Here is a 24,284-nt window from a genome sequence, read left to right as displayed (position 1 = left end):
TTAAGCGCGCACCACATCAGCGTCTGCAATCTGACACCGCCTCAGGTATAATCCCGCCCATTCCTTATCAGATTCAGAGACGAAGATGGCAAAACTCACCTTACAAGAGCAGCTGTTAAAAGCGGGATTGGTCACCAGTAAGAAAATGGACAAGGTCCAGAGAACGGCCAAAAAATCGCGTGTTCAGGCCCGCGAGGCGCGCGAAGCTGTGGAAGAAAACAAAAAAGCCCAGCTTGAACGCGACAAACAGCTCAATGAACAACACCGGCAGGCCGCGCTTTCAAAAGAATATAAGGCGCAGGTGAAGCAGCTGATCGAAATGAATAAAATCGACATTTCTAAAGGCAATATTGGTTTTAACTTCACCGATAATAATCTGATTAAAAAGATAATGGTCGATAAGCTGACCCAGTCACAGCTTATTAGTGGCCGTCTGGCGATTGCGCGTTTGCAGGCAGACAACAGCGAAGAGAGTCATTACGCCATTATCCCCGCGAGCGTTGCCGATAAAATTGCCCAACGTGATGCGAACAGTATCGTCTTAAACAGTGCGCTGAGTCAGGAAGCGCAGGATGAAGACGATCCTTATGCTGATTTCAAAGTACCCGATGATCTGATGTGGTAATGACTGCAATCAGGCGGGATAACCGCTGAGCCTTGCAGCAAAGTGCTGTGCACTCTCGCCGCAGGGCTCGCGCCGTTTGCCGCTCGGACGGCGGCGGCAGGGCGCATTACCCTGGGCCAGGTTGACCGCGCATTTATCGGTATTGAGCATCGATAACATCGTCCCGGCATCCTCAGGCGAGCCGGGATACATAATCAAGCCTGATCCGATCGCTTTCGGGATCGAAACGCCGCGACTTTCATGCGATTGCCACAGGTCGCCATGCTGCACCAGCGGCGGCGGTGCGATTTACTGAGGTCATGGAAAAGCAGGATACAGTCATGTGCTTCACACTGGCGCACGTACGTAAAGCTGTCACTGACAACAAGCTCGACCAGTGCGTTGACCACGGGCCAAAGTAGGGTGGCTGTACTTATCTCCTCGTGGCTAACCGCGATCTGGTATCGCTGCGCGTCATCATCCCACGCCAGTCGCTCCGTCGGGCGCCCGTCCTTATAGAGCCTGTTAAGAACAGTCAGGTCCGCAGATAAGCCATTCATCGCAGCATCGACTAATGCACGTGCACTATGGCGCAGCGCCCGCGCTTCATGTAACAGCCCATCAGATGCCTGCAAAGGCGCGCCATCCGGCCAGATCCCTGCCATCTCCAGCCAGAGCATCACGCGTCGATCGTCGCTGAAACCGTCATGTCGCTGCTCGTCCACGCCGTATTCACTATTGATAAAGTCCAGTGCGAGGTTATCCGCCAGGAAAAGGAAGTCGTGGGTGTTGAGATCGGGATTCATAGCTGCCTGTAACTGTTAAAAACATATTTGACAGGTTAGCAAATAAGATCGTAACCTTCAAATAACAACTTTAACGGTTACATCATAAGGAAACATCATGGCGGCTTCAAAATCCATTACGACGACAGACAGTTTGCGTACGCACGACGTTAACGATGCACAGCAACTGGATGGCGTAAAATACCGCTACGAGCAGGTCGGCGACGTCAATGTGTTTTATCGCGAAGCGGGCGATCCCAGCAGGCCAACAATACTGTTACTGCATGGCTTTGCGGGGTCATCATTTATGTTCAGAGACCTGATTCCACAACTGGCTGGGCGCTATCACGTGATCGCTCCCGACCTGCCTGCATTCGGGTTTACCGAAGCGCCCGCGCGGGACGCGTACGCTTACACCTTCGAGCAACTGGCGATGACTATCGAACAGTTAACACAGCAGCTCAGGCTGAATAACTATGCACTGATGGTGCACGACTACGGCGCACCTGTCGGCTGGCGGCTTGCCGTCAGTCATCCGGAGCGGATCACGGCCATTATTTCTCAGAACGGTAACGCCTACGAGGAAGGGCTGGGAGAGGGCTGGAAACCGATTCAGCGCTACTGGCAGGAACCGACTCAGGAGAACCGCAATGCGCTGCAAGACTTCCCAACGCCCGCCTCCATCAAATGGCAATATCTTGAGGGCGTGCCGGATAAAAGTCGTGTCTCACCCGATGGTTACACGCTTGAAGGGCTGCAAATTCTGCGGCCGGGTAACGCGGACATTCAACTCGATCTGCTGCTGGATTACGCGTCAAATGTTGCTATGTATCCGGTGTTCCAGAACTACTTCCGCCAGTATCAGCCGCCATTGTTAGCGGTGTGGGGAAAGAACGATCCCTTCTTCCTGCCTGCTGGCGCACGTGCGTGGAAACGGGATCTGCCTGCGGCGGACATTCGTTTCTTTGATACCGGACACTTCGCGCTCGAAACGCACGGCCAGGTGATTGCAAGCGTGATCGCAGACTTTCTGGACAACTTACGGCTGAAATAAGCCGATATCCGGTGCGATGCGAAGAGACGGTGCCGCGCAGTGCAAGGCGGCCGGGCCAGCGGTGTGATTAACGTACGTTAAAACGGGCTGGGGCAGCGAGCGTGAAACGGCGTGCCACTGACGGGATGGACAAAGTGCAGTTCACTGGCATGAAGCATGAGCCGCGGTGTCTGCTGCGTACCCGGCAAATCAAGACCGCCATAGAGATCACAGCCCAGAATCGGATGACCCAACAGCTGGCAGTGAATACGTAGCTGATGTGTGCGTCCGGTTTCCGGGGTCAGCGTCACCCGGGTCAGGGGAAGGGCCGTGGCGTCATCCCGTTTTTGATATAAACGTTCAGTAACCTGGTAACCAGACCGGGCTGGTTTGCCATGGCGCGGGCAAATCGACATCCGTGGAAAGCGGGCCGCATCTTTGGCAATTGGGGCATCAATCACACCTTGCTCATCCGTTACATGCCCGCACAGCAGCGCACTGTATTGCTTGGTGACGGCGCGCGCGCTGAATTGCTGGCAAAGCGCGGCGTTAATGGTTTTATTTCGCGCCACGACCATCAGCCCCGAGGTACCAAAATCCAGCCGGTGAACCAGTGTGCAGCCAGGAAACAGCTGCACCAGGCGATGATGTACCGAGTCCAGGTTTTGTGGATTTTTACCCGACAGGCTCAGTAGCCCACTGGGCTTGTCGATTAGCACCAGATGGTCATCCTCATAGAGAATGTTTATCGCCTCGTGGCACGGCGGAGCAATAAAAGTATCAACGATCGTAGACATCAGTAAGCCTGAGGAGTGAGCAGGGAGGGATGATAGCGAATTATTAACGGTCAGGCGAATGGGGCTGGTTGCAGAACCCGACAGCCACAGGCTTATATCAATGCGATTAATGCGGCCCTTGCTGACAAGACGGCATCAGCCTGCTGGCGCAAACTCACACATGATGCTGGCGAGAATGCGACGAGTAAGGGCTGTTGTGGGTGGCAACGGGAGGATTAATCTTTAGCTGCGAGCCATAATGTCCGGCCATTGCACTGCTGATCCTCGACAACATGATGCACAATATGGAAATCGTACTGTTGCAGGAGTGACGCGTATTCAAGCGGCGACAGGCTGGAATGATAAAGCGGCTCACCCTGAAATTCACCTATGGCTTCGCCGTCCGCCGGGCCAGCGTTAAACATCAGTGCGGTGCCCTTACTGGCATGCGCAGAAAAAATGGCAAACATCTGCCGCTGATCGGCACGGGTGAGATGAAAAAAACTGTCCCAGGCAAGAATACCATCGAAACGATGTCCCAACTGCAGCTCCCGCATATCCGCCACTTGCCAGGTGTGTTCAGGAAAGGTTTCTTTGCAGCGGGCAATCATTGAAGGAGAGCTGTCAATGCCTGTCACACGGAACCCACGGCTCAGCAGATACCCGGCAATCGGCGTTCCATTGCCACATCCCAGATCCAGAATATGTCCGTTGGGACGAACATGATGGAGGAATCTGTCCAGCCAGGGTTTTTCTGACAGGTTGGTGGCGCGCAGTTTTGCAAATGCGGCAGCGTTTCTTTCATACAGTGATATTACTGACCTGAACGCCTCATTATCCATCATCTCTCCATAACCTCAGATTTATCATCATTATCACTATCGGGATCAGGTTCGCGGCGTAAGTCCGGCAGCGTCGAATAACACGATCCGTTCCCTTACACCGCGAATGATTTACGCCCCTGTTTAAAAATTATAATCCAGCATCAACGTGTAACGGGTAGTGATCGCATCGCCTTGAGTGACCCAACTGCCACTCTGATTTTTCAATGCCCCCGTGACTTCGCCAGAAACAGTAAAGCGCGTAGTCAGCGGATAATTCATCGACACTTTCAGGAACCGACTGCGGGTGTTCTGGAATATTTCACCATCCTCAGGTTGGGCATTATTTTTCTTATAATGTCCATATCCCCCGCTGAGGGTTGTAGAGAGTTTTCCCCAGTTATGCCAGACGCCTACGGATGTGGTCCAGCTTTTTTCATCTATATCGCCCCATTGTTCTCTGTCTAAAATTCCCGAGGCGAATTGCTGGCGAAACCAGATGCCCGTTGTGTTGTTGATAATATATTGCATACCCGGCTCAATCTGGAATGAACGCACATCACGATCATTTTGTGAACCGCCACTGCGGCGGTGATCGATTTGCTGATAAAGATAATTAAAGAATGAGAGGCGGTCTGTTAAACGTAAATCGGTAAAGAATTTGACGCGCCCCTGCCAGCGGTCCTCTACAGACGAACTTCCGCCCATCACATCCCAGCCGTAGCGCAGACGTTTGTAGAAATATTCGTGGCCGACAATAAGTTGAGTCCACTGATTCTGGCTGAGGTAAGTCTGGTCTTCCCAGGTACCGTTATAATTGGTGGTTCGGCCTTCAGAAAAGGCCAAATACCAGCCGGGTAATGCATCATGACGCATTACACCCTGCACAAAGGTGAGTGAGTCATTGCCGTTATGAAAATGGCTGTTACGCCAGTTGTTATCCTCAATCGCATATTTCATTTTTAACTGGCCATGAACGCGACCGCCGGCTGGGTTTGATGAGCGGGCAGAGGTCCACATGATATCTTCATCCAGATAGGACCACGGATCGACCGCAATAACGGTGCCTGATAAATCCTTCATGACGCTCATGCTCGCATGGGTCAGGGTTGGACACAGCAGGGCAAAAATAATACTCAGGGCATGATGTTTTTTCATAATACGATCCCATTAAATCATTTCTTTTATTTTCAACGTCGCGTGAAAATGATCGTTTTGAGGCAGGCTGATGCTCCAGGGTTTCCCCTCCATGGAATACATCCGGGTACTGAATGCCGCCTTATTGTTGATGTAAAAAACAGCAATTGAGTTTTGTATCAGGACGCGCAACTCAATTTTTTCATCAAGCGGAACATCTACCCAGGATTCCGCATTGTCCTGATGAATTGAGGTCAGCGGAGAGTTAAAAAAATAAACTTTCCCTTTGCTCTTATTGAACACCACGTTCAGCCCGGCCTTACTGATGCTGTCGTCAGTAAGGCCAAAGCTCATAACCATGCCGGCAGAGGGAATATCCACGGTGGCAGTCAGCACCGCGCGTTTAGGCAGGGGCGGATACACAGAGGACTGTAGCGATGCGAACTGTGTGGTCGTTTTTAGCGTTTTACTTTCTGTCAGCGTGGTAACCGGACCTGGATTCGCGTCGATGGCGGTCTGCAATTCCTGCGGAATAACACTCTTGAGCTGGCCCTGAGGCTCCGCGATTAACTCGTGAACAACCAGATTCCCTGCCCAGTCAATATTGCCGCTGTCACGGTTTCCTGCTTTGGTGGGTATCCAACCAAAAACGAATAAGCGGTCGTTTTTGCGTACCAGTTTTCCCGCGTAAAAACCTGAGCCATCGACCACATAATTATCCGTTTTTCGCCACGGCCCTTCCGGATTATCCGCGACACGGTACTGTGTCAGACGCAGCGGCCACTGATCGCTAAAGCTGAGATACCAACGTCCGTTGAAGAACACCAGCGTCGGACATTCGAGATTGGCGTTCGTGGTGATAGTGTCATTATCGAAAAAGATACCGCTGTCTTCCCAGTTTGTTAAATCGGTTGAACGGTAACGGGCAATAACCCCTCGGCCGTTGCTACGCGTGGTAATTAACATCCAGTATTCTTTTTTTTCTTCGATCCAGACAACGTGAGGATCGCGGAAGTCATTACCGCGATACTTATTGCCCGGCAGAAGGGTGTCATTGGGATGTTTAACCCAGTGAAGACGATCTTTACTGGTGGCGTGCATAATGGACTCCACCGGAAACACGTTTTCATTGTGGGCGGTATACCAGGCATGCCAGGTGTCGCCGACTTTAATGATCGATCCGGTTCCCAACAGCAGTTCCGGGTCGTCAACGTTATTGACGTAGGGAATCACTTCAGAGTGGTTTTGATAATCATATAAGTTGGCACTCGACAGCAGATGAATCGCGTGCACGCCTAAGTCACTGCCGCCACGGACATCATTAAGATAAAAAATATCAAATTCGCCATTGTTATACACCGGCATGGGATCGCCAATAAATGAGCCTTCCACTCGCGGGAAAAAGCCATTAATTCGCGTAATGCTTTTATTTTGTAATGTTTCTTTAGAGGGTTGTGAATAAACTGGCGTATTTCCAACGGAAAGCGTCAGCAGTGCGACGAATGTCGCTAACGTTAATTTTTTCATGCTGCACCTGAATATCAGAAGTTATAATTCACGCCAACCACGGTAAAGGGATTCCATGAGTGACCTTTATATGTCCAGAGTCCGTCTTCTTTCGTAAATTCTGCTCTGAATTCACCATAGAGTCTGACTTCACCAAACACCGGATAGCTGAGGGTGCCGCCGATAAATTTATAGCGGCCATTATAAAAAACTTCGTTGGCGTTACTGGCGTTCTCGGTTTTGTCCTGACCGAAGCCCACATACAGCGAGGTTAAAAGCGGATACCAGTTTCGCCAAAGCCCGGCCGTTACTTTCCATTCCACTTCAACAATGTCACCCCAGTTTTCACGTACCTGACGGTTATAGTAATAATAAGGCCGTAAATACAATCCCATATCCGGATTCACGCGATATTGAATAGCCGGCTCAGTTTCAAAAATATATTGTTCAAGATCGCCATTTCCCGGTTCATTGCCCTGGGGCTGATATTCGCCATAAGCATAACCGGCAAGACTCCATTTATTGCTGAGTCGCAGGTCCTGCCAGACTTTAAAACGATTCTTCCAGCGTTTCGTGGCTGTTTCGGAACCGATCATGGCTTCTGTACCTATATTACCTCGCCAGGTTTCAAAGATATGGCCAACAAAAAACTCATTAATCGTATTGGTGGCATCGTATTTCTGATTACTGAACTGGCCTTTATAGCTGTCTTCCCGGGCATTCCAGAAACCAAAGTACCAGTTTGGTAACTCATCATGCCTTAAAAAAGCCTGTATGGTTGCGAGCTTAAACTTTCCGCTGTTTTTACTCTTATCACGCCAGCGAACATCATCAATTTCGATCTGTGTGCCAATGTTGCCGTGTAAGCCGCCAGCCTCCATATTGCGGCCGATACTGTTCCAGTGAACTGGCGGATCTTCCTGTCTTAAACGCAGCAGGCTGACATCTGCTGGCATAGCCACCTTACTGCTGAGTTCAGGGTCGGTTATGTTATTTTCGCCTGCAGGGGATAAGGTCGCCGGCACGGGTGATGCGGCATGTTCGGCTGTCCTGTCCACCGTAACCGGCGAGGAGGAAACGTGGCTGACCGGCGGCGCAGGTTCCTTTTTAGCAGGCGCCGTGCGGATAGGGTGATTATCCGTTTCATCATAAAAATAACTTTGATAGTTCCCGGTATAAACATTTGACGAGTCCGGTGTGTTTTCGGCTACAGCAGGAAAGGCCGCTAATGACAGCATCAATGCCAGCGTTTCTTTTCCCGAAACCCTATTTTTTCTATTCATCACACTAACCCGGTGGAACGGCGTTAATATTTCATCCATTTTTCTGTCTCATTATTTCAGGCGAGAGCAGCCAGTCAGAGACTGACAGAAATAAAAAATCAGCAGCTAAGAGGCGTTACGGATCGGGACGGAATTATCTGTCCAGAGACCAGTACCCAGCGTCTTCTAAGGCGGCGACGCCGTTATGGGCAAACAACGTTAAATCGCGCTTGTCAGGCTGAGGGTAAATTCGGCTACTCAGGCAGGCGGTGCCCGCATTGACAAACACTTCCACAGAGGAACGGTCAATGAAAATTTGCAGCGACAGTCGCTTGTCTGCTGGCAGGGAAATGCTGCGTGTGCCCTCAAGCAAAAATTCCGGGTAACGACGCTCGACAATTAGCCGTTGGGCCTGATTGTCGACGTAAATTCGCAGCCCGTCGCCTAACGCAAGACCATATTGCTCCGCCGAGGACGCGTTGAGATCCCATTCCAGCCGCACTTCAACCGCCTCGGCATGTTCCCCGATAGACAGGGTTTGATTGTTCAGCTCGCGCACCGGGACCGCATAATAACGGTCACGCAGGGCGGCGACCTCGGCCGCGGGCTTCATCCGCACACGGTCATCATCGCCCAGGCTTAACTCACGCGGCAGAGAAAGCATCCCGGCCCAACCGTCCTGCTGTTCGGGCATCGGTGATTCCCACATATCCAGCCAGCCGATGACAATGCGGCGACCATCCGGGGTCAGGAAGCTTTGCGGCGCATAAAAATCGTGACCATGGTCCAGCTCAATGAATTGTCCATCATGGATGAAGGCTTCACCGGGTTGCCATTCGCCGAGCAAATAGCCGCTCTGAAACAGATTGCGATGGTGATAACCTGTCGCTGCGATCCCCTGCGGGGAGAAGATCAGGACGCGTCGATTGCCCAGGGAAAAGAAGTCCGGGCACTCCCACATAAAGCCCATTCCGTCTGCCGCCTCGGCAAAAACACCTTCGTCGTGCCATTCACGCAGATCGGCGGAGCGATACAGGCGCACCTGACCTGTGTCCTCGACGCGGGAGCCGACAACCATGTACCAGAACTCACCTTCGCGCCATACCTTGGGATCGCGGAAATGATGCAGGCCTGGCGGGGTATCGATCACGCAACCCTGGCGTTCAAAGTGGATACCGTCGCGACTGGTGGCCAGGCACTGAACCTGATAGAGGTTGTCATCCGTGTCGGCGGGTCCGTGAAATTTATGGCCTGTATAAATCAATGCCAGCGTGTCGCCGTCCACCACGGCAGAGCCTGAGAAGCAGCCGTCTTTGTCTGCCGGGCCTTCCGGTGCCAGCGCAACCGGCAGATGCTCCCAGTGCACCAAATCTTGACTGCGGGCGTGCCCCCAGTGCATCGGTCCCCATTTTGTGGAGTAGGGGTGATGCTGGTAGAACGCGTGATACCAGCCTTCAAACCAGACCAGGCCGTTAGGGTCGTTCATCCAGCCTGCGCGAGCGGCAAGGTGATAACGTGGATACCAGCGTGGATTAATCCCGGATTGCGAGGTTTCAAGTGCCTGTTCAGCCTGTTTTAATAAAGATGTCATTGTGTTTATTCTCAATAAATTACACAGCGTTTTGCTGTAACAAGGATGGCTCAGAGGAGGACTTAGTTGAGCGCAAAAGGAAAATGGAAATAAACGTCGTGCAGAACACCATGATGCCCATAATCAGATAGGACTGGGCAAAGCCAAACCGCTCATAGCTAAAGCCCGCCAGCGGCGATAACACGGTGCCAATAATTGAGCTGGTACAGGCGAAGCCCACCAGATAGATCGTGGAGGACAGACGCTTATCGAAATTCAGACTGTTATATTTAAAAATGGCGACCAACAGGATAGGGAGTTCAACAGCGTGAAGCAGTTTGGTGATGGAAATCAGCAGCGGACCTACCACCAGGCCTGATGCCACCATGCGCAGCGCCATCACCATACCGGCGAATATCAAACCGTTTTTAGCGCCAATCCGGTTAACCAGCCAGGGCGCACAAAACATGCCTGCTGCCTCCAGAAAGACCTGGACGGAGTTTAAATAGCCAAACATGGCGTTCCCTTCTTTTAACGTCGGAAACTGAGAAGAGAAATAAACCGGGAATTGCTGATCGTACACGCCATAAATACAGGTGCCGACTACGAAAAAGATCAGCGCCCAGAAGTGCGGCAGGGTGAGCAGGCGAAAGGCATCGGCAAGCGAGACTTTTTTAGCCCCGATTTCGAGTTTCTCCATACTTGCCGGGGCCGCCACTTTCAAACGCGCCAGCAGGCAGAAGAAAACCAGTCCGGAGCATGATGCCACCAGGAAATTAAGATTGGGGTTGATATTAAACAGCAGCCCGGCAAAAAACGTGGCGATAGCCCAACCGAGGGAGCCCCACATCCTGGCCCGGCCAAACTCGAAGCTGCTCTGACGGGCAACGCGTTCGGTATAGGATTCCAGCACACCGATACCGCCGTTAAAGGTCAGGCCAATAAACACACCACCGAACAGGCTACCCAACAGAATATTCACACTCAGCAAATAGCTAAACAGCAGGTAAGCAGGGCCGGAGAGAATCAGCAGGGCGGTAATAAACCACAGCAGATGTTTGCGCAGACCCAGTCGGTCCTGAATAAAACCATAACAAACCTGGGCAAAGAGGGCCGATACGGATAAGACCGAATAGATGATGCCGGTTTGCGACGCCTTAAGGCCGACTTCCTGGTGAAGCCAAATGGAGAGAAGTGAACTGGAAGAGGACCAGGTCATAAAGAAAAAGAACAGCAGTGCGCTGAGTAGCAAATAGCTGCGGGAAGGCCGTTTTTTCATCTACATAATCTCATAAGAAGGATATGCCAGAATGGTAACGTTAACATTTGTGGTGTACACTGCGTTTGAGTGCAATAGTCGATGTTAATCACAAAAGTTAACGTTAACATCGATGTGTTGAGACCTCGATCAACTTTTTGATTCGGGTTTGCATATTTCTGAGATTTACGCTGAGGTAAGGGCATGGGTAGTGGCACAGCATCCGTTAATAGCGGGATGCATGAAAACCAGGCCGGAATCGTGGGCAGGCTTAATGGAGAGGTATGGCGTCTTTAAAAGATGTGGCCAGACTGGCTAATGTATCGTTAATGACGGTATCGCGGGTGCTGAATGACCCTGACCGTGTGAAGGCAGAAACCCTTGCCAGGGTGCAGGCGGCAATATTACAGCTTAACTATGTGCCGGATCTTTCTGCCAGGCAGGTTCGGCGTGTCGGTGCCAAAAACAAAACGATTGGTGTGCTTGCGCTGGATACGGTCACCACGCCTTTTTCTGTCGAGATCACGCTGTCCATTGAGGAAACCGCGCGCGCGTATGGCTGGAACAGCTTCGTGGTGAACATGTTTTCAGATGATAACCCCGATGATATTGTCGATCTGCTTCTTGCACACCGACCCGGCGGTATCATCTTCACGACCATGGGACTGCGCGAAGTCAGCGTGCCACCCAAGCTACTGACGCATCCCTGCGTGCTGGCGAATTGTGAGAATAAAGGGGAGCCGGTGGCCAGCTATATCCCTGACGACGAACAAGGCCAGTATCACGCGGTGCAGTCACTGCTCGCGGCAGGATACCGCCGACCGCTCTGTCTGCATTTACCGATCAACCATCTGGCGACGCGCCGCCGCCGTAAGGGGTTGGATCAGGCCTGTCGTGAAGCCAATATTAACCCCGATAATCTTGATCATTGTTATATGCAATATGGTGACGAGCACTACCGCGATATCCCGGACATGCTGATGGCACATATTCATCAGGGGCAGCCGCAGTTCGATGCCGTGATATGTGGCAATGACCGCATTGCGTTTATGGTTTATCAGACGTTGCTGGGGCAGGGAATACGTATCCCACAGGATATTGCGGTGCTGGGTTACGATAATCTGGTTGGCATCGGTAATCTGTTTTTGCCGCCTTTGTCGACGGTGCAGTTGCCGCATTACGAAATTGGTCGCCTGAGTACGTTGCATATTATTAACGGGTATAGCCACCGCAATAGCGTGCTGGTCGACAGTCCGTTGCTGTCACGTCAGTCATTTTAAAAATGCCTTGTCAGCCAGGATAAACCCGAACAACGACGGGCAGGGCTGATGTCGCGCTGCCCGCCAGAAGGCCGGTGTTATTTAAAGGCCTGGGAAGATTTATCCCAGTATTTTAAAAATGCCCGCCTCATTCGTCCGGTACTGCCAAAACCGCAGAGCCTGGCGACTTTTTCAACATTGCCCACCCCGTTTTCCAGCATCCCTTTTGCAGTATCTACCCGAATCCGCTCGACCACTCTCGCCACCGTTTCACCCGTTTCAGCGGTGAATTTGCGTATGGAAATCCCCGTACGTAAAAGACCTGAAATCGCGCTGGTACATTTAGGGGCATTTATGGATGGAGGGATGAACGCAGACATGTTCCCCCTGTCATTTTTTGAGGAAATCTTCGAACGCTATCCTCAAGAGGGCAACAAAGCGCATTTTATCGAACTTGTGGCGAATGTGCTGACGAAAAAACCGCACACAGCCTACCTGACGTTTGAAAACGATATCGGCATACGCAGGGTCAAAGATTATCATCCGCTAAATTATTGCGATAAAAAGCCTGCTTATCCTTTTAACCGCTAGAATTTAACGCGCAGTCGTATGAATGATAACCGGTCATTTAACGCCGGATTTACTGTCCAGAACGCATGCCAGCCATCGTCTGATGTTTAACAGATGATGCATCACCTGGCAGAAAAGGGAGCGGCAGGATGAGGATGCAAAAAAAACCACTACAAATTTTTCAGGGGCGAGCGCAAGTCAGCAGCTTAAAAATGATTTTAGCCTCAGTGACCGTCCTGTTTATCGCCCCGGCCTGTGCGGAGGATGTATTAGCGCTGCAAAAGGGCATTTATGTCGATACATCACAATCGTGTCGTGACCCCGCGAACGCCGGGATAAAACACTATGACGGGGTGGGACTGAATAGTGCGCATACCCACGCCTGCAAGCTGAATATTCAGTCTGCTCAGGGCCGCAACTATGTTGTCACTCAGCGTTGCATTGATGCCGGTGTGGGGGCTGGCCCTGACGTCAGCGATACGTTTACCCTGACGGTGATTAATCATCACCGGTTTACCTTCAGACAAGGTCAGGGCGCAGTCACTTACCGCTATTGTCCCGATAATCGTTTACCTGCCGGGCTTGTTGCCAAATAGCCATCACCTCACGACAACGCCAGACTGAATGATTATTCTGGCTTCTGTGACTGGATCGAGCGGGATCAGAAGCCTGGACGTTCTGTTATTTCGGTCACGGTTATGCTGCCTGGATTTTATATCGACTCCGGCAAAGCACGCCCTGTGATTTATGCCGATGAAGCTAATGATACATTCTTAAAAAGCTCGATTCCTCAACGCAAAGGCTATATCAGATGATAAAAAGTTACGATCATGTCGGGTTTTCAGTGAGAAACATCAAGCAGTCCTTGCACTTCTGGACAGCGGTGCTGGGCGGCACACTGTTACGTGAAGGGAACATGTCCGGCGCGATAATTGATGAGGTAACGGGAGCGCGAGGCGCGGATGTGCAAATGGCACTGGTTGAACTGGCAGGCATGAAAATAGAGCTCCTGCAATATGACAATATTGCGGTGCCGGATGAATCGTCGCCTCCCTATGCGCCGGGCTATGCACATCTGGCTTTCAGGGTTGAACATCTGGATGCACTGCTGGAGCGTGTCTCACTGCATGGCTGGAAGACGCCGGGCCAACCCCAGACCATCGCTGCCGGCCCGTTAAAGGGAACCAGAGTGATATACGTGATGAGTCCTGACGGGCAGACGCTTGAATTTATGGAGTAACCGGTGAACCATGAAAACGGGCCAGCAATCTGACCCGTTCGCAACGTCTCAGCAATCTTAACGTTTCATATGGTAGTACGCATCGTTCCAGCGCAGGGCATCTTTGAAAGCAGGCAACCGGGTATGTTCATCTATAACCAGCACTTCAATGCCGTGCATCTCACCATACAGATACATATCATCCAGGCTTAATGCCTGACTGAACACGGTATGATGCGCGCCGCCGGCCAGAATCCAGGCTTCAGAGGCGGTTGCCAGTGACGGTTGAGCCTTCCACAGCGCACGGGCGACAGGCAGTTTTGGCAGCGGTTTAGGCTGTTCAATGGCATCCACCACGTTGACCAACAGACGGAAGCGGTCACCCATATCAATCACGCTGGCGTTGATCGCGCGGCCTGCGGGTGTCGAGAAGATCATGCGCGCCGGATCGGCTTTGTCGCCAATGCCCAGGAACTGAACGTCAATCAGCGGTTTCTCTTCCAGCGCGATGGACGGGCACACTTCCAGCATGTGTGAGCCCAGAACTAAATCGTTACCCGGTGAGAAGTGGTAGGTGTAATCCTCCATAAAGGAGGTTCCGCCGGGACGGTCGCCCGCCAGCACTTTGAAAATGCGCAGCAGGGCAGCCGTTTTCCAGTCGCCTTCGCCCGCAAAACCATAACCCTGGCCCATTAAGCGCTGTACCGCCAGACCGGGTAACTGGGTCATCCCATGGAGCGTCTGGAAGTTGGTGGTAAACGCCTTACAGCCTTCATCGTCCAGAAAACGCTTCAGGCCCAGTTCAATGCGTGCAGCATCCAGAACATGTTGACGCTTTTCACCGCCGACGGCGGCCACAGGGGTAAAGCGGTAGTGGCTTTCGTACTCATCGACCAGCGCGTTAACATCACCATCGCTGACGCTGTTAATCACCTCGACCAAATCACCCACGCCCCAGCCGTTGACGGCATAGCCAAACGTGATTTGCGCGGCGACTTTATCGCCTTCCGTGACGGCCACTTCACGCATGTTATCGCCGAAACGGGCCACTTTCAGGTTCTGACTGGCCTGCTTAGCCAGTGCGGCACGCATCCAGTTGGCAACGCGCTGCTGGCTGTGTTTATCCTGCCAGTGACCGGTCACCACGCTGTGTTGCAGGCCCATACGTGCGCCAATAAAGCCAAACTCACGACCGCCGTGGGCCGTCTGGTTCAGGTTCATGAAGTCCATGTCCATGCTGTCCCACGGGATTTCAGCATTGAACTGTGTATGAAACTGCAATAACGGTTTCGTTAATACGTTTAAACCGCCGATCCACATTTTGGCCGGCGAAAAAGTATGCAGCCAGGTAATGATACCCACACAGTTTTGATCGTGACTGGCGTCGCGGCACAGCGACAGCGCTTCATCAGGCGATTTCACCAGCGGTTTCAGTTCCAGGCGCACAGGCAGTCCCGCCTGATTTAAACCTTCCACCACCTGACGGGCATTCTGCTCAACCTGACGTAACGTTTCCGCTCCGTAGAGGTGCTGTGTACCAATGACAAACCACACGTTGAACTGTTGCATAAACCACTCCTTTACTTAGCGGAAGCGGAACGTGCGGCATAATGAGGTTCTGCCGTCACGCACCATTGTTGATAGCGTTGATAAAGTTCCTGATAGCGCGCGACGCGCTGCGGATCGGGCTGCAACGTGACGTCAATCGGGCTGGCCATCACTTTCTGTGCCTGCTCGACGTCGCGGTGAACACCGGCGGCCACGGCAGCGAAGATCGCCGCACCCAGCGCACAGCATTCATCCGAGGCGACGATATCCAGCGGACGGTTCATCACGTCGCAGCAGGCCTGCATGATGGCGGGGGATTTACGGGCAATACCGCCCAGGGTCAAAATGTTCTCAACCGGAATAGCCTGTTGCTCGAAGCACTCCATGATGGCGCGAGCGCCAAAGGCGGTCGCTGCAATCAGGCCACCAAACAGGGCCGGCGCGTCGGTGCCGAGATTAAGATCGGTAATCACGCCTTTAAGACGCTGATTGGCGTTGGGTGTGCGGCGGCCATTGAACCAGTCCAGCACCACCGGCAGGTGATCCAACTGAGGATTAGCGGCCCAGGCGTCAGTCAGGTTTTTGATCAGCGACTTTTGCATCTCAGCCAACTGCGGCTTGAGTTCAGGATGTTGCTGCGCTGCCTGCTGTAACGGCCAGCCCAGCAGGCGGCTGAACCAGGCATAAATATCGCCAAATGCCGACTGACCGGCTTCCAGACCTATTGCGCCAGGCACCACGCTGCCATCGACCTGGCCGCATATGCCTTTAATGGCGCGATCGCCGACTTTTTCGGTGTCAGCAATCAGAATGTCGCAGGTGGAGGTGCCAATCACTTTGACCAGCGTATAAGGCCGCGCGCCTGCGCCCACTGCGCCCATGTGACAGTCAAACGCACCGCCCGAAATGGTGACCTGCTGTGATAAACCCAGGCGCTGTGACCATTCGGCACTCAGGGTGCCCACCGGCAACTCCGCCGTCCAGGTCTCTTTAAACAGCGGCGAATCCAGCTGTTGAGTCAGACTGGGGTCCAGCGCATTGAGGAATTCAACATCGGGCAACCCGTTCCAGTCACCGTGCCACAGGGCTTTGTGTCCTGCCGCGCAGCGCCCACGCCGCAGTTTATCAGGGGCGACGGTATCGCTAAGCAGCGCCGGTACCCAGTCGCACAGTTCAACCCAGGACACGGCGGCCTCGCGCACCGCAGCATCGTTGCGGGTAACGTGAAGGATTTTTGCCCAGAACCATTCAGAAGAGTAAATCCCGCCAATATACCGGCTGTAGTCGGTAAAGCGGCCACTGTGACAAAGCTGGTTGATTTCCTCGGCTTCTTCTATTGCCGTGTGATCTTTCCACAGCACAAACATTGCATTCGGGTTTTCAGCAAACTCAGGCCGCAGAGCCAGTACGTTGCCGTCACGATCGATAGGGGCCGGGGTGGAGCCGGTGCTGTCAACGCCGATGCCGACGACGGCCGCACGTTGCGTTTCACTCAGCGCATTTAATACGCCGAGCATCGCCTGCTCCATGGCGTCGATATAATCTTGTGGATGGTGGCGGAAGCGGTTGCTGTGAGGATCGCTGTAAAGTCCTTGCTGCCAGCGTGCATAGTTTGCCACGGCACTTTGCAGCTCCTGACCAGAGTGACAATCCACCGCCAGCGCACGCACCGAATCACTACCAAAGTCCAGTCCCAGGGTGATGGCTTCAGTACGCATTTGAATCTCCTGTTATGAATAAACCTCCTTATCCTGTGATGTGTAAGAAATAACGGTTAGTCATGGCTGGCTGAGAATATGCACTTTTCTGCCATGAGCAGTGAAATTGTGATCCATTGCAAAAGTTAATAGACGGTTAAATTTGCTAAATGTATGGATCATTCTGTCGTGATTTTAAGATGTGATACCGCTCTACATTTTTCTTCTCCATTCCCGCTAAAAATAGGCCAACGTTTAAGCAGGCTCCCATCGCGGCTCGCGCTAACGTCCTGATTTACTTCTGTACCCAAAAAAGAAAGTTAACTGGTAACGTTTACACCAATTCGTTTTTAACAGCGATAAAACAACTAGCGCCGGAGAGCATCATGCATAAATTCACTAAAGCGTTGGCAGCCATTGGGCTGGCAGCGGTTATGTCACAATCAGCTATCGCCGAAACCATGAAGCTGGGCTTCCTGGTCAAGCAACCGGAGGAGCCGTGGTTCCAGACAGAATGGAAGTTCGCTGATAAGGCCGGTAAAGATCTGGGCTTTGACGTGATTAAAATCGCCGTTCCGGATGGTGAAAAAACCCTGAATGCCATCGACAGCCTTGCGGCAAGTGGCGCGAAAGGTTTTGTTATCTGTACACCGGACCCCAAACTGGGCTCGGCCATTATGGCCAAGGCGCGCGGCTATGGTCTGAAAGTGATTGCAGTGGATGACCAGTTTGTTAACGCCAAAGGCAAGCCAATGGATACCGTGCCATTAGTCATGATGGCGGCGACCAAGATCGGTGAGCGTCAGGGTCAGGAACTGTATAAAGAAATGCAAAAACGCGGCTGGGACACGAAAGATACGGCTGTGATGGCGATTACCGCCAACGAGCTGGATACCGCCCGTCGCCGCACCGGTGGCTCGATGGATGCGTTGAAAGCTGCGGGATTCCCGGCAAAACAGATCTATCAGGTGCCAACCAAGTCTAATGACATCCCCGGCGCATTCGATGCCGGTAACTCCCTGCTGGTACAGCATCCTGAAGTGAAACACTGGCTGATTGTCGGCATGAACGATAACACCGTGCTGGGCGGCGTGCGCGCAACAGAAGGTCAGGGCTTTAAGGCCGCTGACGTCATCGGTATCGGCATTAACGGTGTGGATGCGGTGAGTGAACTGTCAAAAGCTAACGCTACCGGCTTCTACGGTTCTCTGCTGCCAAGCCCGGATATCCACGGTTATAAAAGCAGCCAGATGCTCTACAACTGGGTGAGCAAAGGTCAGGAACCACCGAAATTTACCGAAGTTACCGACGTGGTGTTAATCACCCGCGATAACTTCAAAGCCGAGCTGGCGAAGAAAGGGTTGATGTAACAACAGGCTGCTCAGGCAGCACAGGTAAAGTAATCGGGCCACAGAGAACGCAGGGGTTTCCCACGTGACTGCAATGGGTAACAGGATAAACCCTAAACTGCCGGTGGCCCGACTCATCAACGTTATTTATTGGAGAAACCATGAACACTGATTCAGCCTTTCTGTCGTTTCATGGCATCAGTAAAACCTTTCCCGGCGTGAAAGCGTTACAGGATATCTCTTTTGAGTGCCACGGTGGTCAGGTGCATGCGCTGATGGGGGAGAACGGTGCCGGTAAATCGACACTGCTTAAAATCCTCAGCGGCAGCTATCTGCCAAGCGGCGGCGAAATTCGCATCAAAGGAAAGCCGGTTAATTTTCAGCACACCACCGACGCGCTGGACGCGGGTGTCGCAATTATCTACCAGGAACTGCATTTAGTCCCCGAAATGAGCGTGGCAGAGAACATCTATCTGGGTCAGTTGCCACATAAGCGCGGGTTGGTAAACCGAAAACTGCTGCGTTATGAAGCGGGCCTGCAACTCAAAAATTTAGGCATGGATGTCGATCCAGACATGCCGCTGAAGTATCTGTCTCTGGGGCAGTGGCAGATGGTGGAAATTGCCAAAGCGCTGGCGCGTAATGCGCGCATCATCGCCTTTGATGAGCCCACCAGTTCACTGTCCGCGCGGGAAATCGACAATCTGTTTCGCGTCATCCGTCAACTGCGGGCGGAAGGGCGCGTTGTGCTTTATGTTTCGCATCGTATGGAAGAGATTTTTGCCCTCAGCGACGCCATCACCGTGTTTAAAGATGGTCGTTATGTTCGTACCTTTACGGACATGGCAAACACGCATCACGACGATCTGGTTCAGGCGATGGTGGGACGTAATCTGGGCGATATTTATGGTTACTCCCCGCGTGAAAAAGGGGCCGTGCGGCTGGAGCTGCAAAATGTTGAAGCGAAGGGCGTCAGAACGCCGATTTCGCTTAATGTCCATGCGGGCGAAATTGTCGGCTTGTTTGGACTGGTCGGCGCAGGGCGCAGCGAACTGCTAAAAGGGCTGTTCGGGGCGACGCGACTGCGCGGTGGGCGTGTATTGCTGGATGGTGAGCTGATTAAGATCGGCGCACCGATCGATGCGATTCGTGCGGGAGTGATGTTGTGCCCGGAAGACCGCAAAGCCGAGGGCATCATTCCGGTGCATTCGGTCCGCGACAATATCAATATCAGCGCACGCCGCCACAACCTGACCGCCGGGTGCCTGATCAAAAACGGCTGGGAAGCTACCAATGCTGACCGCCATATCCGCTCGCTCAATATTAAAACCCCAAGTGCCGATCAGCTGATCATGAACCTCTCCGGGGGCAACCAGCAAAAAGCCATTCTGGGGCGCTGGCTGTCAGAGGAGATGAAAGTGATCCTGCTGGATGAGCCAACGCGCGGCATCGACGTTGGGGCCAAGCACGAGATTTATAACCTGATTTATGAACTGGCAAACAAAGGCATTGCGGTGCTGTTTGCCTCCAGCGATCTTCCGGAAGTGATGGGCCTTGCCGACCGCATTGTTGTGATGCGTGAAGGCGCTATCGCCGGAGAAATACTGCATGACGAGGCTACGGAGCAGCAGACGCTGAGCCTGGCTATGCCTAAAACGACACAAGCGGCCGCCGTGGCCTGACAGGAGAGTACCGTGACTTCATCCACGACATCTAATACGCCGCCAGTAGCACCACGCCGTGGTCTGCATCTTGGTCGCATCTGGGACAATTTCGGCATGTTGGTGGTCTTTGCACTGCTGTTTATTGCCTGTGCTGTTTTTGTGCCTAACTTCGGCTCTTTTATCAATATGAAAGGCCTGGGGTTGGCCATGTCGATGTCCGGCATGGTCGCCTGCGGCATGCTGTTCTGCCTGGCCTCGGGTGATTTTGACCTGTCGGTCGCCTCGGTTATCGCCTGTGCAGGCGTGGTGACCGCCGTGGTCATCAACATGACCGAAAGCCTGTGGATCGGCGTCGGTGCCGGGCTGGTACTGGGCATGGCAACCGGCTTTATCAATGGTTTTGTGATTGCACGGCTGAAGATCAACGCCCTGATTACCACATTGGCGACCATGCAGATTGTGCGCGGCCTGGCTTATATCTTCTCGGATGGTAAAGCAGTGGGCATCGAAGACGAGCGTTTCTTTGTTCTGGGCTTCGCTAACTGGCTGGGCGTGCCTGCGCCAATCTGGATCACCCTGGCCACCATGGTGATTTTCGCCTTCCTGCTGAACAAAACCACCTTTGGTCGTAATACGTTGGCCATCGGCGGTAATGAAGAGGCCGCCCGTCTGGCTGGCGTACCGGTGGTGCGAACCCGCATCATTATTTTTATCCTGTCAGGTTTGGTCTCCGCCGCTGCGGGCATCATTCTTGCCTCACGTATGACCAGCGGCCAGCCCATGACCTCCATCGGTTATGAACTGGTGGTGATTTCTGCCTGCGTACTGGGCGGCGTGTCCCTTAAGGGCGGCATCGGCAAGATTTCATACGTCGTGGCCGGGGTGCTTATTCTTGGCACCGTCGAGAATGCGATGAATTTATTAAATATCTCGCCATTCTCACAGTATGTTGTACGTGGTTTGATACTGTTGGCAGCGGTGATATTCGATCGCTACAAACAAAAGAATAAAGTCTGATTTGGCGTGAAACCTTCCCGCGGACGCGAAAGGCGTCCGCGCGTGATCAATCAACGACGAAGTGAGGACGTTATGTATCACCGTGAATTACCGGCAGAGCAGCAAAACCCTTTGCTGCCTGGATATTCGTTTAATGCCTGGCTGGTGGCGGGTTTAACGCCTATTACCGCGGATGGTCCGCTGGATTTCTTTATTGATCGCCCACACGGCATGAAGGGCTATATTCTTAACCTGACCATTAAAGGCAAAGGCCGGGTATTTGATGGCGAAAAAGCCTTTGATTGTGAACCTGGCGAAATGCTGTTGTTCCAGCCTAAAACCGCCCATTATTACGGTCGTGCACCCGACAGCCCGCAGTGGTTTCATCGTTGGGTCTATTTCCGCCCGCGCGCTTACTGGCATGACTGGCTGCGCTGGCAGGATGAACAGGAAGGCGTCGGACGCCTGCGGTTACCCGAATCGCTGCGTGGCGAGTTTGATCGCCTGTTTGCCACCATTGAACAAACCCATAACTCCTCGCGCCGCTTTGCCGAAGAGCTGGCGATGAATCTGCTGGAACGTCTGTTGCTGCGCGCGGTGGAAGAAGATCCGCGTAATCATCAGCAAATTCGCGATCCGCGCATCATTGAAGCCTGCCAGTACGTCAATAATCATCTCGCCAGCGAGGTGAAAATTGAAGAAGTGGCTCGTCACGTGTGCTTATCGCCTTCACGGCTGGCGCACCTGTTCCGTGAGCAGATGGGCGTCAACCTGCTTCGCTGGCGCGAAGATCAGCGGGTGATAAGAGCAAAGCTGCTGCTGCAAACCACTCAGGAACCTATCGCCAGCATTGGTCGTGAAGTGGGCTACGACGATCAACTTTATTTTTCACGAGTCTTCCGTAAACGCGTCGGCGTTAGCCCAAGTGATTTCCGCCGACGTAATCAGGATGTGCACGATAATTTAGCCAGTCAGAGCGCCTGGACCGCGGCCCGCAGCACAGTCTCCTGATTTTAAGGGGAATCCTCCTTGTTCTGACGAGACTATTAGTCTTAAATCAGTCTGGTTAGCGAATAAAGAGGAAAAGGAATGAGCGAGAAACTGCGAGTTGGACTCATTGGATATGGCTTTGCCAGTAAAACATTTCATGCTCCGCTGATTGCGGGCACGCCGGATGTTGAACTGGCAGCCATCTCCAGCAGCGATGCCAGCAAAGTCAATGCCGATTGGCCATCCGTGAAGGTGGTGGCCGATCCTCAGGCGCTGTTGGACGATCCCAGCCTACAAATGATTGTTATCCCCACACCCAATGATACTCACTTCCCTCTGGCCAAAGCGGCGCTGAATGCGGGTAAACATGTGGTCGTGGATAAACCCTTTACCGTGACGTTGTCACAAGCACATGAACTGGATGCGTTGGCGAAAGCCAAAGGGCTGTTGCTGTCCGTGTTTCATAACCGCCGCTGGGATAGTGATTTCCTGACGCTGAAAGCCCTGTTAGCGGACGGCGAGCTGGGCGAAGTGCGCTATTTTGAGTCGCACTTTGACCGCTTCCGCCTTGAGGTACGTCAGCGCTGGCGTGAAATGAAAGGGCCAGGCAGCGGTATCTGGTACGATTTGGGGCCACATCTGTTGGATCAGGCGCTACAGCTGTTTGGTCCACCGGTGGCTATCAATCTGGATCTGGCTGAACTGCGCCCCGGTGCACAGACCACCGACTATTTCCACGCCACGTTAACCTATCCGCAGCGCCGTGTGGTGCTCCACGCCAGCATGTTAGTGGCGGCAGAGTCCCCGCGTTATACCGTTCACGGTACGCGGGGCAGCTACGTTAAATATGGCCTTGACCCGCAGGAAGATCGTCTGAAGGCCGGCGATTTTCCGCCCAGCGAAGCGTGGGGCTACGACATGCGCGATGGCACACTGACGCAGGTTGACGGTGACACCATGACCGAGAAAAGCTGTCTGACCCAGCCGGGCAACTATCCGGCTTATTATGCCGGCGTTCGTGATGCCATCAACGGACGTGGGCCCAATCCGGTCACGGCTGAAGAGGCGATTCAGGTGATGGAGCTGATCGAACGGGGGCTGCAGTCAGCCGAGAAACGCCAGACACTGTCTCTGAAATAGTCAGAGAGTGAAAACCTGTAAAAAAGGCCGCTGATTCAGCGGCCTTTCTGTTTACTGCACTTTTTATTTCTGCATCTTTTATTGCAGCTTCGCCCGAATAGCCGCTTTTTCAGCTTCACTCAGGAAGGCAATCGTAAGGCCGTTTTCCTGAGCCTGGCGCATCTGCGCCTGACTCAGTCCCGCAGCAGGTGCGGCATGTCGATATTCATGTTCCAGCTCAATGCCCTGTACTGCAGGATCGTCTGTGTTAATCGTGGCGAGAACGCCATGCTCCAGGAACACTTTAAGCGGATGTTGTGCCAGTGAGGCAACGGTACTGGTTTGGATATTTGAGGTCAGGCAGGATTCGATACCGATGGCGTTTTCCGCCAAAAAATCCATCAGCGCGCGGTCTTCAATCGCTTTTACGCCATGACCGATACGTTCAGCGCCTAACTCGCGAATGGCCTGCCAGATGCTTTCCGGACCTGCCGCTTCACCGGCATGCACGGTAATGCGGAAACCGGCATCCCGCGCGTGGGCAAAGTGACGCAGGAACTGATTACCCGGCGCGCCCAGTTCATCACCGGCTAAATCGACGGCGGTGATGTGATCGCGAAAAGCCAGTAAACCATTGAGTTCGTCCAGGCAGGCCTGCTCACCAAACGTGCGGCTCATGATGCCCGTTAAACGCACGTCGATATCATGCTGCTGGCATCCGGCTTTTATGCCGTCAATGACGGCTTCAACCACACCTGCAATCGACAGATTATGCGTCATCGCCATATAGCCTGGCGAAAAACGGAGCTCGGTGTAATGGATACCTGCTCTGGCGGCATCCTCCACGTTTTCGCGGGCCACGCGCTGGCAGGCATCAAGATCGCCCAGCACTTTTACGCCCCAATCCAGCTTTTGCAGAAAGCTCACCAGATCCGGCTGTGTTTCCGTAACCTGCACATGCGGACGCAGGGCTTCAAGGGTAGTGGCGGGCAAGGTCAGGTTAAACTGACGGCCTAAATCAAGAATGGTTTGTGCACGGATGTTGCCATCAAGGTGGCGATGAATATCAGTAAGGGGAAGCGTTGAATCAATCATGGAGTGCACTCGTCCGGGTATCTGTA

At 52.9% G+C, this 24,284-nt stretch carries 24 protein-coding genes; 11 read left to right on the top strand and 13 right to left on the bottom strand.

The features are described 5' to 3' along the window. Window positions 1–85: 85 nt before the first annotated feature. On the top strand, window positions 86–625 hold the full coding sequence (locus tag QNH99_RS11975) for a DUF2058 domain-containing protein (RefSeq protein WP_063879494.1): 540 nt from the start codon (window positions 86–88) through the stop codon (window positions 623–625). A 9-nt stretch (window positions 626–634) separates the two neighbouring features. Here QNH99_RS11975 and QNH99_RS11970 read toward each other — a convergent pair whose 3' ends face one another. Beyond that, window positions 635–817 carry a hypothetical protein gene (locus tag QNH99_RS11970; RefSeq protein ID WP_063879495.1) on the bottom strand — a complete coding sequence of 61 codons (183 nt, stop codon included), beginning with the start codon at window positions 815–817 and terminating at the stop codon, window positions 635–637. A gap of 2 nt (window positions 818–819) precedes the next feature. Further along, window positions 820–1,410, bottom strand: a complete 591-nt coding sequence (locus QNH99_RS11965) for a CGNR zinc finger domain-containing protein (RefSeq protein WP_410516724.1) — start codon at window positions 1,408–1,410, stop codon at window positions 820–822. A gap of 97 nt (window positions 1,411–1,507) precedes the next feature. Between QNH99_RS11965 and QNH99_RS11960 the strand changes: the two genes are divergently transcribed. Beyond that, window positions 1,508–2,443: an alpha/beta fold hydrolase gene (locus QNH99_RS11960; RefSeq protein ID WP_410516723.1), complete on the top strand. Its 936-nt coding sequence runs from the start codon at window positions 1,508–1,510 to the stop codon at window positions 2,441–2,443. Between the two features lie 77 nt (window positions 2,444–2,520). Here QNH99_RS11960 and QNH99_RS11955 read toward each other — a convergent pair whose 3' ends face one another. The 7 genes from QNH99_RS11955 to QNH99_RS11925 form a co-directional block, all read right to left on the bottom strand. Next, on the bottom strand, window positions 2,521–3,219 hold the full coding sequence (locus QNH99_RS11955; RefSeq protein WP_410516722.1) for an RluA family pseudouridine synthase: 699 nt from the start codon (window positions 3,217–3,219) through the stop codon (window positions 2,521–2,523). A 215-nt stretch (window positions 3,220–3,434) separates the two neighbouring features. After that, on the bottom strand, window positions 3,435–4,040 hold the full coding sequence (locus tag QNH99_RS11950) for a class I SAM-dependent DNA methyltransferase (protein WP_063879499.1): 606 nt from the start codon (window positions 4,038–4,040) through the stop codon (window positions 3,435–3,437). Between the two features lie 123 nt (window positions 4,041–4,163). Continuing rightward, window positions 4,164–5,177: an OmpG porin family protein gene (locus QNH99_RS11945; protein ID WP_410516721.1), complete on the bottom strand. Its 1,014-nt coding sequence runs from the start codon at window positions 5,175–5,177 to the stop codon at window positions 4,164–4,166. 12 nt (window positions 5,178–5,189) lie between these two features. Next, on the bottom strand, window positions 5,190–6,683 hold the full coding sequence (locus QNH99_RS11940) for a glycoside hydrolase family 32 protein (RefSeq protein WP_172897186.1): 1,494 nt from the start codon (window positions 6,681–6,683) through the stop codon (window positions 5,190–5,192). Between the two features lie 14 nt (window positions 6,684–6,697). Beyond that, window positions 6,698–7,984 carry an OmpG porin family protein gene (locus QNH99_RS11935; RefSeq protein WP_410516720.1) on the bottom strand — a complete coding sequence of 429 codons (1,287 nt, stop codon included), beginning with the start codon at window positions 7,982–7,984 and terminating at the stop codon, window positions 6,698–6,700. Between the two features lie 94 nt (window positions 7,985–8,078). Further along, entirely contained in the window at window positions 8,079–9,515 is a 1,437-nt protein-coding gene (locus QNH99_RS11930) for a glycoside hydrolase family 32 protein (RefSeq protein WP_410516719.1), read from the bottom strand. Window positions 9,516–9,534: 19 nt separating this feature from the next. Beyond that, on the bottom strand, window positions 9,535–10,773 hold the full coding sequence (locus QNH99_RS11925) for an MFS transporter (protein ID WP_063879504.1): 1,239 nt from the start codon (window positions 10,771–10,773) through the stop codon (window positions 9,535–9,537). Window positions 10,774–11,036: 263 nt separating this feature from the next. Between QNH99_RS11925 and QNH99_RS11920 the strand changes: the two genes are divergently transcribed. Continuing rightward, window positions 11,037–12,032, top strand: a complete 996-nt coding sequence (locus QNH99_RS11920; protein WP_096010696.1) for a LacI family DNA-binding transcriptional regulator — start codon at window positions 11,037–11,039, stop codon at window positions 12,030–12,032. A 77-nt stretch (window positions 12,033–12,109) separates the two neighbouring features. On the opposite strand, the gene QNH99_RS11915 is transcribed toward QNH99_RS11920, so the two are convergent. Then, the gene (locus tag QNH99_RS11915) at window positions 12,110–12,391 is read right to left on the bottom strand and encodes a helix-turn-helix domain-containing protein (RefSeq protein ID WP_410516718.1); all 282 of its coding nucleotides are present in this window, start codon (window positions 12,389–12,391) and stop codon (window positions 12,110–12,112) included. Between QNH99_RS11915 and QNH99_RS11910 the strand changes: the two genes are divergently transcribed. The 3 genes from QNH99_RS11910 (at window position 12,378) to QNH99_RS11900 (ending at window position 13,821) form a co-directional block, all read left to right on the top strand. Further along, a complete protein-coding gene (locus tag QNH99_RS11910; protein ID WP_074181017.1) occupies window positions 12,378–12,602 on the top strand; it encodes a hypothetical protein in 225 nt (74 codons plus the stop codon). The two genes, QNH99_RS11915 and QNH99_RS11910, sit on opposite strands and share 14 nt — an antisense overlap. Window positions 12,603–12,793: 191 nt before the next feature. Next, window positions 12,794–13,177 (top strand): hypothetical protein, encoded by a 384-nt coding sequence (locus tag QNH99_RS11905; RefSeq protein WP_410516717.1) that lies wholly within the window; start codon window positions 12,794–12,796, stop codon window positions 13,175–13,177. A gap of 215 nt (window positions 13,178–13,392) precedes the next feature. Continuing rightward, window positions 13,393–13,821, top strand: coding sequence for a VOC family protein (locus tag QNH99_RS11900; protein WP_145393263.1), 429 nt, complete (start codon window positions 13,393–13,395; stop codon window positions 13,819–13,821). 57 nt (window positions 13,822–13,878) lie between these two features. On the opposite strand, the gene araA is transcribed toward QNH99_RS11900, so the two are convergent. Together araA and QNH99_RS11890 are read right to left on the bottom strand one after the other, a co-directional pair. Beyond that, a complete protein-coding gene (gene araA, locus QNH99_RS11895) occupies window positions 13,879–15,369 on the bottom strand; it encodes an L-arabinose isomerase (protein WP_096010690.1) in 1,491 nt (496 codons plus the stop codon). Between the two features lie 11 nt (window positions 15,370–15,380). After that, complete coding sequence (locus QNH99_RS11890; RefSeq protein WP_063879510.1) at window positions 15,381–17,066, bottom strand: ribulokinase; 1,686 nt, start codon at window positions 17,064–17,066, stop codon at window positions 15,381–15,383. Between the two features lie 365 nt (window positions 17,067–17,431). On the opposite strand from QNH99_RS11890, the gene QNH99_RS11885 reads away from it, so the two are divergent. From QNH99_RS11885 to QNH99_RS11865, 5 genes are all read left to right on the top strand, one after another. After that, the gene (locus tag QNH99_RS11885) at window positions 17,432–18,415 is read left to right on the top strand and encodes an arabinose ABC transporter substrate-binding protein (RefSeq protein WP_410516716.1); all 984 of its coding nucleotides are present in this window, start codon (window positions 17,432–17,434) and stop codon (window positions 18,413–18,415) included. A 140-nt stretch (window positions 18,416–18,555) separates the two neighbouring features. Continuing rightward, complete coding sequence (gene araG / locus QNH99_RS11880; protein WP_410516715.1) at window positions 18,556–20,076, top strand: L-arabinose ABC transporter ATP-binding protein AraG; 1,521 nt, start codon at window positions 18,556–18,558, stop codon at window positions 20,074–20,076. Between the two features lie 12 nt (window positions 20,077–20,088). Then, entirely contained in the window at window positions 20,089–21,075 is a 987-nt protein-coding gene (araH, locus tag QNH99_RS11875; RefSeq protein ID WP_172897178.1) for an L-arabinose ABC transporter permease AraH, read from the top strand. A 72-nt stretch (window positions 21,076–21,147) separates the two neighbouring features. Further along, window positions 21,148–22,065, top strand: a complete 918-nt coding sequence (gene araC / locus QNH99_RS11870) for an arabinose operon transcriptional regulator AraC (RefSeq protein ID WP_063879513.1) — start codon at window positions 21,148–21,150, stop codon at window positions 22,063–22,065. Window positions 22,066–22,143: 78 nt separating this feature from the next. Continuing rightward, window positions 22,144–23,184: an oxidoreductase gene (locus QNH99_RS11865; RefSeq protein WP_410516714.1), complete on the top strand. Its 1,041-nt coding sequence runs from the start codon at window positions 22,144–22,146 to the stop codon at window positions 23,182–23,184. A gap of 78 nt (window positions 23,185–23,262) precedes the next feature. On the opposite strand, the gene add is transcribed toward QNH99_RS11865, so the two are convergent. Beyond that, window positions 23,263–24,258, bottom strand: a complete 996-nt coding sequence (gene add, locus QNH99_RS11860) for an adenosine deaminase (RefSeq protein ID WP_410516713.1) — start codon at window positions 24,256–24,258, stop codon at window positions 23,263–23,265. Between the last annotated feature and the right edge of the window lie 26 nt (window positions 24,259–24,284).

The organism is Pantoea allii (assembly GCF_046529425.1).
GTDB lineage: Bacteria > Pseudomonadota > Gammaproteobacteria > Enterobacterales > Enterobacteriaceae > Pantoea > Pantoea allii.
Note: the sequence above shows the minus strand (reverse complement) of the source record. Positions and strands in the feature narration are given on the sequence as shown.

Excerpts from the sequence above, each read along its gene's own strand:
- QNH99_RS11975 (WP_063879494.1), top strand. The coding sequence starts at position 86 with ATGGCAAAACTCACCTTACAAGAGCAGCTGTTAAAAGCGGGATTGGTC.
- QNH99_RS11970 (WP_063879495.1), bottom strand. The coding sequence starts at position 817 with ATGTATCCCGGCTCGCCTGAGGATGCCGGGACGATGTTATCGATGCTC.
- QNH99_RS11965 (WP_410516724.1), bottom strand. The coding sequence starts at position 1,410 with ATGAATCCCGATCTCAACACCCACGACTTCCTTTTCCTGGCGGATAAC.
- QNH99_RS11960 (WP_410516723.1), top strand. The coding sequence starts at position 1,508 with ATGGCGGCTTCAAAATCCATTACGACGACAGACAGTTTGCGTACGCAC.
- QNH99_RS11955 (WP_410516722.1), bottom strand. The coding sequence starts at position 3,219 with ATGTCTACGATCGTTGATACTTTTATTGCTCCGCCGTGCCACGAGGCG.
- QNH99_RS11950 (WP_063879499.1), bottom strand. The coding sequence starts at position 4,040 with ATGGATAATGAGGCGTTCAGGTCAGTAATATCACTGTATGAAAGAAAC.
- QNH99_RS11945 (WP_410516721.1), bottom strand. The coding sequence starts at position 5,177 with ATGAAAAAACATCATGCCCTGAGTATTATTTTTGCCCTGCTGTGTCCA.
- QNH99_RS11940 (WP_172897186.1), bottom strand. The coding sequence starts at position 6,683 with ATGAAAAAATTAACGTTAGCGACATTCGTCGCACTGCTGACGCTTTCC.
- QNH99_RS11935 (WP_410516720.1), bottom strand. The coding sequence starts at position 7,984 with ATGGATGAAATATTAACGCCGTTCCACCGGGTTAGTGTGATGAATAGA.
- QNH99_RS11930 (WP_410516719.1), bottom strand. The coding sequence starts at position 9,515 with ATGACATCTTTATTAAAACAGGCTGAACAGGCACTTGAAACCTCGCAA.
- QNH99_RS11925 (WP_063879504.1), bottom strand. The coding sequence starts at position 10,773 with ATGAAAAAACGGCCTTCCCGCAGCTATTTGCTACTCAGCGCACTGCTG.
- QNH99_RS11920 (WP_096010696.1), top strand. The coding sequence starts at position 11,037 with ATGGCGTCTTTAAAAGATGTGGCCAGACTGGCTAATGTATCGTTAATG.
- QNH99_RS11910 (WP_074181017.1), top strand. The coding sequence starts at position 12,378 with ATGAACGCAGACATGTTCCCCCTGTCATTTTTTGAGGAAATCTTCGAA.
- QNH99_RS11915 (WP_410516718.1), bottom strand. The coding sequence starts at position 12,391 with ATGTCTGCGTTCATCCCTCCATCCATAAATGCCCCTAAATGTACCAGC.
- QNH99_RS11905 (WP_410516717.1), top strand. The coding sequence starts at position 12,794 with ATGATTTTAGCCTCAGTGACCGTCCTGTTTATCGCCCCGGCCTGTGCG.
- QNH99_RS11900 (WP_145393263.1), top strand. The coding sequence starts at position 13,393 with ATGATAAAAAGTTACGATCATGTCGGGTTTTCAGTGAGAAACATCAAG.
- araA (WP_096010690.1), bottom strand. The coding sequence starts at position 15,369 with ATGCAACAGTTCAACGTGTGGTTTGTCATTGGTACACAGCACCTCTAC.
- QNH99_RS11890 (WP_063879510.1), bottom strand. The coding sequence starts at position 17,066 with ATGCGTACTGAAGCCATCACCCTGGGACTGGACTTTGGTAGTGATTCG.
- QNH99_RS11885 (WP_410516716.1), top strand. The coding sequence starts at position 17,432 with ATGCATAAATTCACTAAAGCGTTGGCAGCCATTGGGCTGGCAGCGGTT.
- araG (WP_410516715.1), top strand. The coding sequence starts at position 18,556 with ATGAACACTGATTCAGCCTTTCTGTCGTTTCATGGCATCAGTAAAACC.
- araC (WP_063879513.1), top strand. The coding sequence starts at position 21,148 with ATGTATCACCGTGAATTACCGGCAGAGCAGCAAAACCCTTTGCTGCCT.
- QNH99_RS11865 (WP_410516714.1), top strand. The coding sequence starts at position 22,144 with ATGAGCGAGAAACTGCGAGTTGGACTCATTGGATATGGCTTTGCCAGT.
- add (WP_410516713.1), bottom strand. The coding sequence starts at position 24,258 with ATGATTGATTCAACGCTTCCCCTTACTGATATTCATCGCCACCTTGAT.